Below are 17258 nucleotides of genomic sequence, written 5' to 3' on the forward strand. Positions count from 1 at the left end.
AATATAATGAGCAATGTTCCAGCAGATTTGAAATACGCGTCTTCCCACGAGTGGATTCGTTCAGAAGGTAACGGAATTTACACCGTAGGTATCACCGAACACGCACAGGAATTACTGGGCGACATGGTATTTGTTGATCTGCCGGAAGTGGGCCGTGAAGTTGCCGCCGGTGAAGACTGCGCCGTGGCGGAATCCGTCAAAGCGGCTTCCGACATTTACTCTCCGATCAGCGGCGAAATCATTGCGGTAAACGCTGAACTGGAAGGTTCTCCGGAGCTGGTCAACAGCGAGCCATATGACACCGGTTTCCTGTTCCAGATTAAAGCATCAGATGAAAGCGAACTGGCTAACCTGCTTGATGCACAAGCCTATTCAGCATCCATTGAAGACTGATTAAACACTGTTTTACCCGCCCCGTAACCCGCTTGCGGGGCAGATCCAGACCCGTAGCTTTTGTCAGTATCCCAAGACACCTCCAGCAGATTTCAGGAATGCGTAGCAAATGACTCAGACTCTCAGCCAACTTGAACACAGCGAAGCTTTTATCGGCCGCCATATCGGTCCGTCTTCTCAGCAGCAGCAACAGATGCTGGAAACGGTCGGTGCGGATTCCTTAAATGCGCTGATCCAGCAGATCGTTCCGGTCGATATCCAGTTACCCGGCCCGCCGGCTGTCGGCGATGCCGTGACTGAACATCAGGCGCTGGCTGAGCTGAAAGCTATTGCCAGCCAGAACCAACGTTATAAATCCTACATTGGTATGGGTTACAGCGCGGTGCTGACGCCGCCGGTTATCCTGCGCAACATGCTGGAGAACCCGGGCTGGTATACCGCTTATACGCCGTATCAGCCGGAAGTGTCCCAGGGGCGTCTTGAGGCGTTGCTGAATTTCCAGCAACTGACGTTAGATCTGACCGGTCTGGATCTGGCTTCTGCTTCCTTGCTCGATGAAGCGACTGCCGCCGCCGAAGCGATGGCGCTGGCAAAACGCGCCAGCAAACTGAAAGACGCTAACCGCTTCTTCGTGGCTGACGATGTGCATCCGCAAACGCTGGATGTCGTACGTACCCGTGCGGAAACATTCGGTTTTGACATTATTGTCGATAAAGCCGAAAAAGTGCTTGAGCTGGAAGGTGTATTTGGCGTGCTGTTACAGCAGGTGGGCACCACCGGCGAAGTACATGATTACACCGCGCTGCTGGGCGAACTGAAATCCCGCAAAATTATCACCACCGTAGCGGCTGATATTATGGCGCTGGTGCTGCTGGCTGCACCGGGCAGGCAGGGCGCGGACGTGGTCTTCGGTTCGGCGCAACGCTTTGGTGTGCCGATGGGTTACGGCGGCCCGCACGCGGCCTTCTTCGCCTGTGTAGATGAATTCAAACGCTCCATGCCGGGCCGTATCATCGGGGTTTCCCGTGATGCTGCGGGCAAAACCGCACTGCGTATGGCGATGCAGACCCGCGAGCAACATATCCGCCGCGAAAAAGCTAACTCTAACATTTGTACCTCGCAGGTTTTACTGGCGAACATTGCCAGCCTGTATGCGGTATTCCACGGTCCTGAAGGCCTGAAACGCATTGCGTCACGCATTCACCGTCTGACCGATATTTTGGCCGCAGGCCTGAAACAGGGCGGCCTGACGCTGCGTCATAACACCTGGTTCGATACGCTGACCGTTGAAGTCAAAGATAAAGCAGCGGTGCTGGAACGCGCGCTGAGCTTCGGCCTGAACCTGCGTACTGATATCCACGGCGCGGTGGGTATCACGCTCGACGAAGCGACCTCCCGCGAAGATGTTCAGATTCTGTTTGCTGCCCTGCTGGGGGACGACAACGGTCTGGATATCGACAAGCTGGATAAAGCGGCATCGACTGACAGCAACGCCATTCCTGCCGCCATGCTGCGTGCGGATCCGATCCTGACGCATCCGGTATTCAACCAGTACCACAGCGAAACCGAGATGATGCGTTATATGCACCGTCTGGAGAAAAAGGATCTGGCGCTGAATCAGGCGATGATCCCGCTGGGTTCCTGCACCATGAAACTCAATGCGGCGGCAGAAATGATCCCTATCACCTGGCCGGAATTCGCTGAACTGCATCCGTTCTGCCCGACTGAACAGGCTGCCGGTTATCAGCAAATGATTGGTCAGCTGTCACAGTGGCTGGTTCAGCTCACCGGCTATGATGCGGTATGTATGCAACCCAACTCCGGTGCGCAGGGTGAATACGCGGGTCTGCTGGCGATTCGCCGCTACCACGAAAGCCGCAATGAAAGCAGTCGTCACATCTGTCTGATCCCAAGTTCAGCGCACGGCACTAATCCGGCATCTGCACAGATGGCGAGCATGAGCGTAGTGGTGGTTGCCTGCGATAAACAGGGCAACATCGATCTCAGCGATCTGCGTGAGAAAGCGGCGAAAGCCGGCGATGAGCTGTCTTGCATCATGGTGACTTACCCGTCAACGCACGGCGTTTACGAAGAAACCATCCGCGAAGTTTGCCAGATTGTTCACCAGTACGGCGGTCAGGTTTACCTTGACGGTGCGAACATGAACGCACAGGTTGGCATCACTACGCCGGGTTATATTGGCGCGGATGTCTCGCACCTCAACCTGCATAAAACCTTCTGTATTCCGCACGGCGGCGGCGGTCCTGGCATGGGCCCGATTGGTGTGAAAGCGCATCTGGCGCCATTCGTTCCGGGTCACAGCGTAGTGCAGATTGACGGTGTGCTGACGCAAAACGGTGCGGTGTCTGCGGCTCCGTTCGGCAGTGCTTCCATCCTGCCTATCAGCTGGATGTACATCCGCATGATGGGCGCGGAAGGCCTGAAACAAGCCAGTCAGGTCGCTATCCTGAACGCCAACTACATCGCGACCCGTCTGAAAGAGGCGTATCCGGTGCTGTATACCGGCCGTGACGGTCGTGTGGCACACGAATGCATTCTGGATATCCGTCCGCTGAAAGAAACCACCGGTATCAGTGAAATGGATATCGCCAAACGCCTGATCGACTACGGATTCCATGCCCCGACCATGTCCTTCCCGGTTGCCGGTACGCTGATGGTTGAACCAACAGAATCAGAAAGCAAAGTGGAACTGGATCGCTTTATCGATGCACTGCTGGCAATTCGCAGTGAAATCGACCGTGTGGCGAAAGGTGAATGGCCGCTGGAAGACAACCCGCTGGTGAATGCACCGCACGTGCAGAATGAGCTGGTCAGTGACTGGAACCACCCGTACAGCCGTGAAGTTGCGGTATTCCCGGCCGGTTATGATAACAAGTACTGGCCAACCGTGAAGCGTCTGGATGATGTCTACGGCGACAGAAACCTGTTCTGTTCGTGTGTCCCGATGTCAGATTACGAGTAAGACTCCGTTCCGCTCCTCGCTGAGAAGGGTGAGGCGTTAAAAACTCGATCGGCTCCTCCCCTGCGAAGGGGAGGAGCTAAGCTAAACTCCCCTTTCTTTCAGTTTCTCCTACACTTTCTTCATTTTCCCAATGGAGTCACTCATGAAAATCGCTCTCGTCACCGGTGCCAGCCGTGGCATTGGCCGGGCAACGGCTCTTCTGCTGGCACAGCAGGGTTACGCCGTCGGTGTGAATTACGTCAATAACGACACCGCAGCGCACTCCGTCATCGATGAAATCCAGCAGGCCGGTGGCAAAGCTATTGCACTCAAAGCTGATATCGCCGATGAAGCGCAGGTTGTGGCGATGTTCAAACAGCTGAGTGCCGAACTCGGCCCAATCACCGCGCTGGTGAACAACGCCGGGATTTTATTCCGGCAGACCACCCTTGAAAATCTCTCCGCTGAACGCATCAACAAAGTGCTGTCTACTAACGTGACCGGCTATTTCCTGTGCTGCCGAGAGGCGGTGAAAACCATGTCGCATCGTCATGGCGGAAAGGGCGGGGCGATTGTGAATGTGTCCTCGGCGGCTTCCCGGCTGGGCGCGCCGGGCGAATATGTGGATTACGCGGCATCGAAAGGCGCAGTGGATACACTGACCACCGGTCTGGCGCTGGAAGTGGCGGCGTACGGTATTCGTGTTAACTGTGTGCGTCCTGGTCTGATCTACACCGAAATGCACGCCAGCGGCGGTGAGCCGGGGCGCGTCGATCGCGTGAAAGCCAATCTGCCGATGCAGCGCGGTGGCCAGCCGGAAGAAGTCGCACAGGCGATTTCCTGGCTGCTGTCGGATTCTGCTTCCTACGTCACCGGCAGCTTTCTCGAGCTGGCGGGCGGAAGGTAAAACACATTTCTGCTCCCTCCTAAGCGCCTGCGGGCGCTTTTTTATGTCCAGCCGGTCAATTCCACACAAACGGTCATTAACGGGCATTCAAAGGCCCGAGGAATTGTGACCGTTTGCAGATCTGTTGCTGTTCTGTTGCAACGCAAATAACGATTTAATGCCGTTCCCGCCACAGATCCAAACTTTAACATTTCATTTCTTCTCATCTTTTCGTGACAAATATCACAGGTCGACGGTGGCAGAAAATGCGCACGGTCGCCTTTGAGGCACTGCGCATTCTGCAAACATCCGGCTGCGTATCCTATTTGACATCGGGAAAGAGGAATCAACACATGCTGCCAGTAGAGCGACATCGATATATCACCGAAATTCTCAGCCAGCGCGGACGCATTCTGGTGCAGGAAGTGGCCCAGTTATGCCGTATCTCTCTGGAGACCGCGCGGCGTGACCTGGCGTTGCTGGAAAAGCACGGCGTGTTATTACGCAGCCATGGCGGCGCGGTGTACAGAGAACATTCGACGGCGGAAAAAACCTACGTGCCGTCGCAGATTGAACAGGGTGAGTCCTTTCGTGATCGCAGTAATCAGTCACCTGACAGTAAAACGCGTATCGCCAAACGGGCATTGCAACTGATTAATCCCGGCGATTGCTTGCTGCTCGACAGCAGTTCCAGCAGTTGGTTTTTGGCGCGCCAGATGCCTGATATCCAACTGGTGGTACTGACCAACTCGGTGCACATCATTCAGACGCTGGCGGTGAAAGCTAACGTACGCGTGATCGGGCTGGGGGGGGAATACTCGGCGAAATATGAAGATTTCGTCGGTGTGCTGGCCGAACAAATGCTGAAAGAGTTCGTCATCAACAAACTGTTTTTCTCCTGTCACGGGATCAGCCACGAAGGCGGCATCCGTGAAAGCAATGAACATCATGCGCGGCTGAAACAGCAAATGCTGCTTTCCTCCGAGCATAAAATTTTGCTGGCTGACTCCAGCAAATTCGGCCGCCGCTCCTTTGCGCGGATCTGCCACTACCGGGAAATCGACACACTGATAACAGACCATCTGGAGGATGAAGAATTCCGCCAGGAACTGGCCTGGAGCAACGTTAACGTGATTGAAGTTTCTCCGTCACCCCTACAGAAAAAAACTAAAAACAGCCGCAACGATCCGTTAGCTGCGGCAAATAACTGACCTCCCAGGAGAGTAAACATGATCAAGAAATCCGTTCTTGCCTGCCTGTTCGCCACAGCCATGTTGTCCCTGTCTGCGCATGCCGCCGACAAAATTCGTATGGGCGTGGTGGTGAAAGTCGGCGGTAACGCCTGGTTCAACGCAATGGAAGCCGGGATCAAAAGCGAAGCGGCCAAACGTGGTATCGACGCGTGGCAGGTCGGGCCGACCAGTGCGGATCCGGCATTGCAGGTGCGTGCGATTGAAGATCTGATCGCCCAGAAAGTGGATGTGATCGGTGTGGTACCCAACGACGCCCGCGTGCTGGAGCCGGTACTGAAACGTGCGCGCGACGCCGGGATCAAAGTCATCGTGCATGAATCACCGGATCAAAAATATGCCGACTGGGATTTCGAAATGGTCGATGCCACACAGCACGGTATTAATCACATGATTGCCCTGGCGCAGTGCATGAAAGAAAAAGGCGATTACGCGGTGTATGTCGGCAGTCTGACCGTGCCGCTCCATCAGAAATGGGCCGATGCGGCCATTAATTACCAGAAAGCACATTATCCGGATATGCATCTGGTGGGTGACAAATTTGGTGTCGGTGAGTCTCTTGATGACAGCATCCGTACCACCAACGACCTGATGTCTAAAGACGCCAACCTGAAAGGTATTCTGGCGATTGGTTCACAGGGACCGATTGGCGCAGGCCGCGCGGTACTTAATCGTGGCAAAACTGACGACGTCTGTGTGTTCGGGCCGTTCAGCCCGGGGCAGGGTGCCAGCCTGGTGAAAGCCGGAGCCATCAAAGGCGGCTTTATCTGGAACCCGATGATCGCGGGTGAAGTCTTTGTGCGCATCGCCGAGAAGCTGGAAAAAGGCGAAAAAATCACTGACGGCATGACCATTGAAGGCATGGGCAAAGTGAAAGTGGACGAGGCAACGCACACCATTCTGGGCAATGAAACCGAAAGCCTGGATAAAGCGAACCTGCCAAAACTGGTCAAAATGGGGCTGTAATCATGGCAATCTCCGAGATCATTCAAACAGACAACACGCCGCTGATTGATGTGCAAAATCTGTCGGTAACGTTTGGCGGACAGCGTGCGCTTAATGACATTTCCCTGCGGCTGATGCAGGGCGAAGTTCACTGCCTGGCGGGCACAAATGGCTGCGGGAAAAGTACGTTGATCAAAGTGATCTCGGGGGTTTACCAGCCGGATAACGGTTGCCTGATCACGCTCAGTTCGCCGTCTGAGGGTAGCCAGAGTTTCAGCAAGCTGTCTCCGGATCAGGCGCGGCAGTTTGGCGTACAGGTGATTTATCAGGATCTGTCGCTGTTTCCGAATCTCAGCGTGTTCGAAAATATTGCTTTCGACCACAACTTACAGGGGCTGATGGGCTGGTACCGCCCGTCACGCCTGCGGGAAACGGCCCGGCGTATTCTGACCGAGTTGAATTATTCGCTCGATCTCGACAGTAAAGTCTCGTCGCTGCCAATTGCCCAGCGTCAGCAGGTGGCCATTTGCCGTGCGCTGGTGGCGGATGCGCGTTTAGTGATTATGGATGAGCCGACCGCCTCGCTGACCCGTACAGAAGTTAATCAGCTGTTGCGTACCGTGCATTATCTGAAAAGCAAAGGGATCAGCGTGGTGTTCGTCAGCCATCGTCTCGATGAAGTGCTGGAGATTTCCGACAGCGTGACGGTTATCCGTGACGGCAAAAAAGTCGGCACTTTCCCGGCGTCTGAGGTCAGCAGCGAACGCCTGACCGAACTGATGACCGGCCTGAAACTCGATTACCGCCTGAAAGCCGCCAACATGAATGACGAGCGCATCATGCTGGAAACCGACAAACTCAGCCGCGCAGGCCAGTATCACAATGTCAGTTTCAAACTGCACGCCGGTGAAGTGCTCGGTTTATGCGGCCTGCTCGGCAGCGGCCGCACCGAACTGGCACTCAGCCTGTTTGGCATGACCAAACCGGACAGCGGCAAAATCTATCTCGACAGCAAACCGGTACGTTTTCGCAGTCACGAAGACGCGATCAAATCGGGTGTCGGTTACGTGTCGGAAGATCGCCTGACGCTCGGCCTGATCCAGCAACAGTCGGTCGGGGACAATACCGTGCTGGCGATCATGGATCAGCTGCGCAGCCGTTTTCACCTGATCGACGAATACCGCAAAAACAAAATCATCCAGCAGTGGATCGAGAAACTCGGCGTCAAAGTGGCGAACCCCGAACAGGCGATCTCCACGCTTTCAGGCGGCAATCAGCAAAAAATCGTGCTCGCGAAATGGGTGCTGACACAGCCGAAAATCCTGATCCTCGATTCACCCACTGTCGGCGTCGATGTCGGTGCCAAAGCCAGCATTTATCAGCTGATCCATCAGCTGGCAGAAGAGGGTATTTCCATTCTGCTGATTTCCGACGAGGTTCCGGAGGTCTATTTCAACTGCGACCGTGTGCTGCATTTCTCTGAAGGCACGGTAATCGGAGAATATCTGCCGGGTACGATTACCCAGCAACAACTTGCGGAGGCGGTCAATGCTTAAGCTCAGCCGGTTACGTCCGTCCGGCAACGAAGGCTATTTAGCCTGGGTGCTGCTGGCGGTTATTGTCACTTTTTCCTTACTGACCCCTCAGTTTCTGACGTTACAGAACCTGCTGGATCTGACCGAAAGCTACGCTGTCAGTGGTATTTTTGCCCTCGGTCTGTTTGTGGTACTGGTGACGGGCGGTATCGATATTTCGTTTGCCGCCGTCGCCTCCGTGGTGCAGTACGCTATCGCCACGCTGGCGATCCATTACGGTCTGAGCAGCCCGGCCGGCAGCATTTTGCTGGCTATCGCCATCGGTACTGTGCTCGGGATGATCAACGCCATTCTGATCTACTGCCTGCGCATCGTGTCAATCATCGTCACCATCAGTATGCAGTCGCTGCTGTTCGGCATGCTGATGTGGCTGACCAACGGCACCAGTTTGTACGACCTGCCGGACTGGCTGACCACGCCGATCCGCGTGCTGCCGTTCAGCGTGGGTGAGCAGCATTATCAGATTGGGTTGCCCGTCGTGGTGATGCTGGCGGTTGCCGCACTGAGCTGGGTGCTGCTCAATAAAACCCATCTCGGACGCCAGTTGTTTGCCGTCGGTGGCGACCAGGAATCGGCGCGCCGTATTGGCATCCGTGTCGGTTTACTGCATTTGTTTGCCTATGGCTATCTCGGCGCCATGGCGGCGATTGGCGGGCTGGTGCAGGTCTATCGCGTCGGTGAAGTGGTACCGAATGCGCTGGTCGGCGGCGAGCTGGATGTGCTAGCGGCGGCGGTGCTCGGGGGTGCCAGTCTTAACGGCGGCAAAGGCAGCGTGGTCGGCACATTGATGGGCGTGTTCCTGATCGGCGTGCTGAAAAACGGCCTCAACCTGATTGGTGTTTCCAGTTACTTCATGAACATCGTCATCGGCGTGGTGATCGTCGCAGCCATCACCGTCACCCATTATAAGAAACGCAAAGAAACCGAAGTCGGCTTCGCCTGAGGAAAACCGCTATGTTCGCAAAAAGCAGAAATGTGAGTCTTAAAGCGAAGCCCGATGCGCGGCCTCGTCTGAAAATGGCTGCCATAAAAATCGATAACACCACGCTCGGATTATCGCTGTTATTGCTGGTGGTGATCATCGGCTTCAGCCTGGCGATGCCGGGGCGATTCTTCAGTGACGCCACCTTTATGAGTGTCGCCTTCCAGCTTCCGGAACTCGGCTTACTGACGCTGGCGATGTTTATCCCGATCCTCAGCGGCGGCCTGAACCTGTGCATTATTGCCACTGCTAACCTGACCAGTTTACTGATGGCGTGGGTGTTTCTGACCTGGCTGCCGCCTGATGCCAGTATGGCCATGCAGGCGGTCTGGCTGACCGTGGCGCTGGTTGGCGCGATGATTCTGGCGCTGGTGATTGGCATGCTGACCGGTGCGCTGGTGGCATATGTCGGTGCGCATCCGATTCTGGTGACGCTGGCGACCATGACCATGGTCAATGGTGTCGGTATCTATCTTTCACGCGGTGCGGCGATCAGTGGTATGCCGGATATCGTGCGCTTTATCGGGGCGGAAACCCTGCTCGGTGTGCCCGTTCCGCTGATTATTTTCCTGCTGACGGCGGTGTTAATCGCGGTGTTTTTAGAACGCACCCGTCTCGGCAAATACATCTACATGAGTGGCAGCAACATCAACGCCACTCATTTCAGCGGCGTGAATACGCACCGTGTGCTGATCGCCATCTATGTCATTTCCAGCATGTTATGTGTGATTGCCGGGCTGATTATGATGGCGCGTTTTAACTCGGCGCGCATGGGCTACGGCGATTCATACCTGCTGCTGACGGTGCTCGCCATTATTCTCGGCGGCACGGATCCGAACGGTGGTTTCGGTAAAGTGGCGGGCGTCGTGCTTTCGCTGATTGTCCTGCAGGTGATTTCCACCGGCCTGAACCTGATGAATGTCAGCCCGCATTTCAGCCTGGCGATGTGGGGCGCGGTATTGATTGTGGTGCTGGCGCTGAAATTCTTCCGCAGCCGTTATCTGCAAAAAAGGGCGGGGCGAATGAGCGCTGCCAAAGCGCGGGCGGCTCAACCTTAACGACTCTTTTTACATTGCCTCTGACTTAGGAAAACACCATGGAATACAAAATTTCTCCGTCGCTGATGTGCATGAGCCTGATCGACATTAAACAACAGCTTGAGGTGCTGAACCGCCGCGCTGACATGTTGCATATCGACATCATGGACGGTCATTACGTTAAAAACATCACGCTGTCGCCGTTCTTTATTGAGCAAATCCGTCCGCATACGCCGCTGATTCTGGACGTGCATATGATGGTAGAAAATCCGGCTGACTTTATCGAACCCATCGCCAAAGCCGGTGCCGATTTTATCTGTCCGCACGCCGAAACCATTAACCGCGACGCATTCCGCATCATCAGTCAGATCCGCTCGCTGGGTAAAAAAGTGGGTGTAGTACTCAACCCGGCGACGCCGGTGGAGTACATCCAGCACTACATTCATCTGCTGGATAAAATTACCGTGATGACCGTGGATCCGGGTTATGCCGGTCAGCCGTTCATCCCTGAAATGCTCGGGAAGATCGCGCAGCTGCGGGATCTCAAACAGCAAAAAGGCTACCGCTATCTGATCGAAATTGACGGCTCCTGCAACCTGCGAACCTATCAGGATCTGATGGGCGCAGGCGCGGAAGTGCTGATCGTCGGCAGTTCCGGCCTGTTCACGCTGGACAGCGATCTGGATGTTGCCTGGGACAAAATGCTCGATCAGATGCGTCAGGCGCGTCACGCAGCCTGAGGGTAGGAGAGCCGTATGCCGCATTTTCTTGGAGTTGATGTCGGGGGAACGAATACCCGTTTAATGCTGATGGACAGCCAGCAAAATTTTCGCGGCTACCACAAAACGCCGACCCAAAGCTGGGCAGGGCAGTCCGATCCGTTACAGGGGCTGGAAAGGCTGATCACAGCGTATTTGCAGGCGCAGGATCCGCACCACCAGGTGGCACAGGTAATGCTCGGGCTGCCGGGCGTATTGTCCCGCGACCGGCAAACTGTGTTGTCGCTGCCGTTCATTTCGGCGCTGGATAATCAGCCGGTGGCGACGCTGCTCTCGGAAAGGTTACATTTGCCGGTGGCGATGGACAAAGACGTTAACCATCTGATGTGGTGGGATTTAACGCAACACAACACACTGCCGGATGTTGCCGTCGGTCTGTATCTTGGCACTGGGCTTGGCAACAGTTTGTGGATCAACGGTGATTTTTATCACGGCGCACACGGCGGCGCAGGTGAACTGGGGCACATTCCTCTGGCAGAGAATTCACTAGACTGCCCGTGCGGTAAAACCGGCTGCGTTGAGACACTGACCTCCGGCAACTGGCTGACAGGCTGGGCGCAGCAACACGCGCCACAAACGCCGTTCGCCGAACTGTTTGTGCGCCATGCCGGGCATGTGGATTTAACCGAATTTGTGGCACGACTGGCACGCACGGTGGCCAGCGAAATGAACATTCTTGATCCCGAATATTTAGTGCTGGGTGGCGGTGTGCTGGCGATGAAAAAGTTTCCGCTGGCTGAACTCGAACAGCAATTACGCAGCCATTTACGCAGTCCGTTTCCGGCTAACGATCTCACCATTCATTTCAGCGCCGTCACCGATGAAACCGGTTGCCGTGGCGCGTGTTTAGCCGCACAGCGTGTTTTTCCGTCGCAGCCAGCTCTGGCCGCCGGTACATTATCTTTCAGGAGAGAGGCATGAACAAAGGCAAGGTATGCGTATTTGGTTCTTTCAACCTCGATATTGTCGCAGGCATGGCGCGTTTCCCGAAACCGGGAGAATCCCTGATCGCCCGCAACAGCATGATGGGCGCGGGCGGCAAGGGCGCGAACCAGGCCGTCGCCGCGCTGCGTGCCGGTGCGCGGGTACATTACATCGGTAAAGTCGGTCGCGATGATTTCGGCATGTTTGCCCGCCGCCACCTTGACGGTGCCGGTTTTGATGCCGTCACGTTGTTTTCCACCAGCGAATGCCCGACCGGTAACGCACTGATTTATGTCGCGGGAGCCGATGCTGAGAATATGATTGCCGTCGATCCGGGTGCAAACCTGACGGTTACCGACGAGGAGGTTGAACAGTGCCGTCCGGCTGTCGCCGCCGCCGATATCCTGCTGACGCAGCTCGAAAACAACCTGTCTGCGATTGAAAAACTGATCGGTATCGCCAGGGATAACGGCACCTACATTATCCTCAATCCTGCGCCGTTTCAGCCGGTGTCTGACCATCTGCTGTCACAGGTGGATTTACTCACGCCGAATGCCACGGAATGTACGCTGCTGACGGGGATAGACGTACATGATCTTCCTTCCGCCGGCCGCGCTGCCCAGGCGCTGCACGATAAAGGGATCCGGGCGCTGATCATCACCTTAGGCACGCAGGGCGCGCTGCTTTCTGTCAACGGCGAAACGCAGATTATCCGGGCCTGCCCGGCGACCCCGGTCGATACCACCGGTGCAGGCGACGCCTTCAACGGTGCGCTGGCCTCACAACTCGCCGCCGGCGCCACACTCCCCGACGCCGCACAATTCGCCTCCGCTTACGCCTCTGTTTGCGTGGAAAGGGCGGGCGCGGCGGCATCGATGCCGACATATGAAGAAGCGCGTGAGCGGATGGGGGTTGTGGTGGTTTGAAGCAGGGTTGCCTTTTGCCCCTGCGAAGGTTGCGAGTTTTTCTTGCTCCTCCCCTTCGCAGGGGAGGGAGCCGGACGGCGTCATTCCTGCGAGACATCTTCCAGATTTCACAGTAACTCCCTGTAAATCCATCCAGCCCGTTTCATTCAGAAAATATCAGGAATATAGTCGTTTCGCTGCGGAAGAACCGTAGCCGGACTTGGAACTCCGAACATCTGGTGCTGAAAAAACTTGTTTTTTTTCAGGGGCTACGTGCACACTCAATTCGTGGCTTAGGCAGGGCAATCTTAATGATTGGCCGGTCGCTAGATCCGGAGTTCCAAACCTGCCTGAGTCACACCTTTAGTTTGGAACCTGAAGGCGTGATGAAACTCAAATCTAGTAATGGAATAATCATCATGACTGACATGAATACCGAAACCAACCATCCCGATAATTCCCTCACCGTTTTCCGCGGCCTGATTGCTGATCTGGATCTGAGCGATTTCACCGATCCCCAGCTTTACGATCTGGGCGCTGTCGCGTCTGAATCCGCCGAAGGACTTTGCCACGGTTTGCTGTGCCTGAGTGAAGGGCTGGAGAATAGCGAACTGTTGCCGCCGGAAGGCGTATCGCAAGTGAGCGCGTATCTGAAAGCCTCGGCGCATCTGCTTCCGGCACTGTTTGAATTGTCAGAGAAGGCGGGGATTGCGCTGGTGAGAAATAAAACTCAGGCGTAAACCGGAACATTAGCTGATTTAAAAGAAATCTTTTGGCGATCGATATAAGAACCCGATCGCCTTTGCTTCGCCGGGATTAAGCAAGCCACCCGTCTACTACTCCCCTGAGTTTTTCAATCGTCCGTTCCCATTTCTCCCGATCTTGTTCTTTTAGTTTGAGAAGATTTTGTTGTTTCCAGCGTATAGCCGGAAAGGCTGAAAGATCGTGCGGGAAAAGGGACCAGTCTGGTTGACCCTGTTCGTATGACAGTAAAAAACGATGATCCTGTGCCGTGAAATGCTTCTTCAAAGCAGCCGTTAAAGCAGTGGGTACCCCATTTAATTCTTCAAGTGTTACGGGGGCAGTCGTCATCCCTTCAAATTCATTTTCAAAGGGCTGACGGAGATCTTTCCAGTTTGGATCCAGAATTTCTGCCATCGGGCGGGTATGTCCGAGCATATAAGCAAGGAACCCGTAATAGATTTCTCTGGTGATCCCGCTGTCTTCCAGAAGAAGTCTTACATCAAATAAATCTCGCGGATGCTGCCGGTCCATTGCTGCGCAAATCTTGCCGCCATACAGATCTGGCATCGAGACCACACTGATTTCTGCAAATCCGAATTGGTCAGCCACATCGTCCTGCACGTCACGTTGCTCGGGCGGATTAAGCAATCCCCGCCAGACATGGTTGACCTCAATTTTGATATTTATACCTTCTCTGTTTCTGACAAAAATGCGGGCATCCGGACCGTTGGTTTCCTGCATCTGAGCCAGGAATCCGGCGATATTCAGTCTTTGAACTATTCGTTGAAGCGCGCCCGAAATCTCTTCAAGCGTCAAATTTCTGTCCTGAACGGGCACGTACGCTAAATCGATATCAACCGATAAGCGGGGAAAGTTGCGAATAAAGAGATTTATCGCCGTTCCGCCTTTCAGAGCAAAACATTTTTCATGCTCGATTGAGGGCAGGCATTCAACGAGTAATCTGACCTGATTTCTGTAGTACTCAGAATTGTTCATCTTCCCTGATATTCCTTATCAGACTGGCCGGAACGGTTATTTGATAGTCGGTATCCAGCCTGCCACCGGCTTCAATCTGCCGTGCGCCGTTGCCCATTTTGATCCGGGTAACGTCAAGGCGTTCAAACCACTTATGCTGATTTCTCTGTGCAAGAAACATAAATACGCGATTGGTTTTAACCGCATCACTTGCTGAAAGGATCAACTGCAACTTTTTCGGATTAAGGCTGATCAGCCCCTGAAACAATTCGTTCGCATGCGTAAACTCGATAAGTTTTGGAACATTATTGGCGACTTCATAGGCCGCCAGTTCGGCAGAGCTGCATGTGATCTTCAGTGAGGAGACCGTGACCTCTTTCAGGAATGCGTTGTCGGCGCTTTCCAGACGATTATTAGCAGCGGAATACCACTTAACGCCTGGCACATGCTGCAACCATTTCGGCAAATAGACTCGCGGTGGAAGGTTGAGCCACATACGTGCTGTGCTCAGTTCAAGATAATGAGAGCTGCCCTGCAGGTTCAGACTGGTTAATCCTGCAATGTGAACCGGTTTATTCCATTGTGTCTGCAGGCAATGTACGGCATCAACCCAGCCAGGTTCTTTGCCGGCGCGGCAATAGACGCCTGTATCCAGCCGTTTGAGTAAGCCTTCTTTTACGTATTTCGACGAACTGCTTCGTTCAATGCCCTGAGACGTCAGCCATGTCTGGAGCATGATCTGGCCGGGATAAGTATTCAGAAACAGCCAGTTTATATTTTTTCTCATATGTCGCCTTAAGGATGACAGATTAAGAATAATTTAAAGCAGCATAGCGGCATAAGTGAAAAAAGGGTAGAGAGTAGTCGTTTAAAAATATCGGTATGTGTAGCTTATTAGTTGACATATCATGATTTTTTAAAGTGGTAATTTACCGTTATTTCTAAGGGAGGTTGTTCACTGGGTTAAATCAGTGCGGGTTCAGAAACCCAAATCTCTATTTGTTCAGTAACATTGCTCATATTTCATTCAAATAACCATCACATTCCCGCCATGTGGCTGACACAAATGCAGGACAGGATAGGCACCTTATTTCGCTGACCGGTACCCTGTAATGCGCCGCACGTTGTTCCCTTATCTGATTTTGCTGCCGACGCTGATTTTTCTGTTTTTATTTACCTATTACCCCTTATTTCAGTCAGCGATGGACAGTCTGTTTGACAGCCGTCTGTCGTCAGACGCGCCGCCGTTTGTTGGCCTGCAAAACTATCTGCGCCTGATCCAGGATTCAGTCTTCTGGCGTGCGCTGCTCAATAATCTGGCGTACATCCTGATGACCGTGGTCCCCGGCATTATTCTGGCGCTGCTGCTGGCGGTCGCGCTGTGGGAAAACACCTCGCTGAACCGCTGGCTGCGTACCGCGTTTTTCTTCCCGATGATTATCCCGCTGGTCAGTGCTGCTACCTTGTGGTTGTTCATTTTCATGCCCGGTATGGGGCTGCTGGATTACTACCTGGCCAAAGTATTCGGGCCGATGAATAACAATTACCTCGGCATGAGCAACAGCGCACTGATTGCGCTGAGCGTGATCGGCGTGTGGAAATTTGCCGGCTATTACATGCTGTTTTTCCTTGCCGGATTGCAGTCAATCCCCGCCTCAGCACGCGAAGCGGCGCTGATGGAAGGCGCGTCGCGCCCGCAGGTTTTCTTCTATATCACATTGCCGCTTTTGCGCCCGACCATCAGTTTTGTGGTCACTATCGCGCTGATTTATTCGATTACCCAGATAGATCATGTCGCGGTGATGACGCAGGGCGGACCGAATAACGCCACCACCGTATTGTTGTATTACATCCAGAGTCTGGCGAATGACACCCACGATTTAGGCAAAGCCTCGGCGGCGACATTCCTGACGCTGGTGCTGCTGTTTGGTTTTTCGATGCTGAACCTGCGTGTGCTGGAAAGAGGAGCTCACTATGAGCGTTGAAACGTCTGAAGTGCCGGTGATGACCGGCAAAAAATCCCGTCAGGGCGCGCGTTCACCGTCGATGTTATTGCGCGGTGCGCGTCGTTCGACGCTGCCGGTTTTATTGTTGTGCGCCGCGTTTTTATGGATGGCGCCTTTCCTGTGGATGCTGTCGTCGGCTTTCAGTGAAAGCAGTTTTGCGCCGGATATGGCCTCGCTGTTACCGCGTTTCCCGCTGACGTTGCAAAACTTCCGCGATGCGTGGGACAGCGCCGACTGGCTGCGGCTTTACGCCAATACCCTCTTTTTCTCCTTCGGCACCTTTCTGGTTCAGCTGGTGACCATCACCACTGCCGGTTACGTGTTCGCGTATCACGAATTTCGCGGCAAACAGACGCTGTTCTATCTGTTGCTGATTCAACTGATGATCATGCCCGTCATCATGATGGTACCGAACATGATGATCCTCAAACAGTTCGGACTGCTCAATACCCTGACCGGCGTGATGATGCCGTACTTTGCCTCGGCGTTTGGTGTGTTCCTGATGCGTCAGGCGTTTCTCAGCATTCCCCGTGAAATCGAAGAGGCTGCGCTGATGGAAGGCTGCCGCTGGTGGCAGGTGGTGTTCCGCGTACTGATCCCCATGTCGTGGCCCGCCATCCTGGCCTTTGCCACCGTCAGCATTACCTATCACTGGAATGAATACCTGTGGCCGCTGATGGTACTTAATGACCCGGATAAACAGGTGCTGACCGTCGGGCTGGTGTCTTTCGCGATGGGCGCAGAGTCAGGCGGACAATGGGGGTTAATTACCGCCGGCACGCTGATGGTGTGCCTGCCGCTGATGCTGGCGTTCATTATTTTTCAGAAACAATTCCTGAAAAGCTTCGGTTTTTCCGGGATCAAATAAAGGAGTC

The 17258-nt window shown here is 54.2% G+C and carries 16 protein-coding genes; 14 read left to right on the forward strand and 2 right to left on the reverse strand.

All coding sequences use genetic code 11. The annotated features are described in order from the left end of the window. Positions 1 to 6: 6 nt before the first annotated feature. The 12 genes from gcvH (at position 7) to ACOZIO_RS10770 (ending at position 13398) form a co-directional block, all read left to right on the forward strand. Entirely contained in the window at positions 7 to 393 is a 387-nt protein-coding gene (gcvH, locus tag ACOZIO_RS10715) for a glycine cleavage system protein GcvH (protein ID WP_129953005.1), read from the forward strand. Positions 394 to 502: 109 nt separating this feature from the next. Next, positions 503 to 3376: an aminomethyl-transferring glycine dehydrogenase gene (gene gcvP, locus ACOZIO_RS10720; RefSeq protein ID WP_129953004.1), complete on the forward strand. Its 2874-nt coding sequence runs from the start codon at positions 503 to 505 to the stop codon at positions 3374 to 3376. 142 nt (positions 3377 to 3518) lie between these two features. Further along, a complete protein-coding gene (locus tag ACOZIO_RS10725) occupies positions 3519 to 4262 on the forward strand; it encodes an SDR family oxidoreductase (protein WP_129953003.1) in 744 nt (247 codons plus the stop codon). Positions 4263 to 4594: 332 nt separating this feature from the next. After that, positions 4595 to 5452 carry a DeoR/GlpR family DNA-binding transcription regulator gene (locus ACOZIO_RS10730; protein WP_129953002.1) on the forward strand — a complete coding sequence of 286 codons (858 nt, stop codon included), beginning with the start codon at positions 4595 to 4597 and terminating at the stop codon, positions 5450 to 5452. Positions 5453 to 5470: 18 nt separating this feature from the next. Beyond that, positions 5471 to 6457, forward strand: coding sequence for a substrate-binding domain-containing protein (locus tag ACOZIO_RS10735; protein WP_238483365.1), 987 nt, complete (start codon positions 5471 to 5473; stop codon positions 6455 to 6457). A gap of 2 nt (positions 6458 to 6459) precedes the next feature. Further along, positions 6460 to 7992 carry a sugar ABC transporter ATP-binding protein gene (locus ACOZIO_RS10740; protein WP_421595258.1) on the forward strand — a complete coding sequence of 511 codons (1533 nt, stop codon included), beginning with the start codon at positions 6460 to 6462 and terminating at the stop codon, positions 7990 to 7992. After that, positions 7985 to 8974, forward strand: a complete 990-nt coding sequence (locus ACOZIO_RS10745) for an ABC transporter permease (RefSeq protein ID WP_217139405.1) — start codon at positions 7985 to 7987, stop codon at positions 8972 to 8974. Before ACOZIO_RS10740 ends, ACOZIO_RS10745 begins: the two co-directional genes overlap by 8 nt. A gap of 11 nt (positions 8975 to 8985) precedes the next feature. Next, positions 8986 to 10071, forward strand: a complete 1086-nt coding sequence (locus ACOZIO_RS10750; protein ID WP_129952999.1) for an ABC transporter permease — start codon at positions 8986 to 8988, stop codon at positions 10069 to 10071. Between the two features lie 38 nt (positions 10072 to 10109). Beyond that, positions 10110 to 10790, forward strand: a complete 681-nt coding sequence (gene alsE, locus ACOZIO_RS10755) for a D-allulose 6-phosphate 3-epimerase (protein ID WP_129991419.1) — start codon at positions 10110 to 10112, stop codon at positions 10788 to 10790. A gap of 15 nt (positions 10791 to 10805) precedes the next feature. After that, the gene (gene alsK / locus ACOZIO_RS10760) at positions 10806 to 11750 is read left to right on the forward strand and encodes an allose kinase (RefSeq protein ID WP_129952997.1); all 945 of its coding nucleotides are present in this window, start codon (positions 10806 to 10808) and stop codon (positions 11748 to 11750) included. Then, the gene (rbsK, locus tag ACOZIO_RS10765) at positions 11747 to 12679 is read left to right on the forward strand and encodes a ribokinase (protein WP_129952996.1); all 933 of its coding nucleotides are present in this window, start codon (positions 11747 to 11749) and stop codon (positions 12677 to 12679) included. The genes alsK and rbsK overlap by 4 nt, the downstream gene beginning before the upstream one ends. A gap of 398 nt (positions 12680 to 13077) precedes the next feature. Continuing rightward, positions 13078 to 13398: a hypothetical protein gene (locus tag ACOZIO_RS10770; protein ID WP_217139403.1), complete on the forward strand. Its 321-nt coding sequence runs from the start codon at positions 13078 to 13080 to the stop codon at positions 13396 to 13398. Between the two features lie 76 nt (positions 13399 to 13474). On the opposite strand, the gene ACOZIO_RS10775 is transcribed toward ACOZIO_RS10770, so the two are convergent. Next, complete coding sequence (locus tag ACOZIO_RS10775; RefSeq protein ID WP_217139402.1) at positions 13475 to 14398, reverse strand: nucleotidyl transferase AbiEii/AbiGii toxin family protein; 924 nt, start codon at positions 14396 to 14398, stop codon at positions 13475 to 13477. After that, entirely contained in the window at positions 14385 to 15164 is a 780-nt protein-coding gene (locus tag ACOZIO_RS10780; RefSeq protein WP_421595259.1) for a type IV toxin-antitoxin system AbiEi family antitoxin domain-containing protein, read from the reverse strand. The genes ACOZIO_RS10775 and ACOZIO_RS10780 overlap by 14 nt, the downstream gene beginning before the upstream one ends. 325 nt (positions 15165 to 15489) lie before the next feature. Between ACOZIO_RS10780 and ACOZIO_RS10785 the strand changes: the two genes are divergently transcribed. Both ACOZIO_RS10785 and ACOZIO_RS10790 read left to right on the forward strand, forming a co-directional pair. Beyond that, positions 15490 to 16362, forward strand: a complete 873-nt coding sequence (locus ACOZIO_RS10785; protein ID WP_129952993.1) for a carbohydrate ABC transporter permease — start codon at positions 15490 to 15492, stop codon at positions 16360 to 16362. Beyond that, on the forward strand, positions 16352 to 17251 hold the full coding sequence (locus tag ACOZIO_RS10790; protein WP_129952992.1) for a carbohydrate ABC transporter permease: 900 nt from the start codon (positions 16352 to 16354) through the stop codon (positions 17249 to 17251). The genes ACOZIO_RS10785 and ACOZIO_RS10790 overlap by 11 nt, the downstream gene beginning before the upstream one ends. Positions 17252 to 17258 lie beyond the last annotated feature (7 nt).

The sequence above is a fragment of the Rahnella sp. PD4 genome, from assembly GCF_049199325.1.
Classification (GTDB): domain Bacteria; phylum Pseudomonadota; class Gammaproteobacteria; order Enterobacterales; family Enterobacteriaceae; genus Rahnella; species Rahnella perminowiae.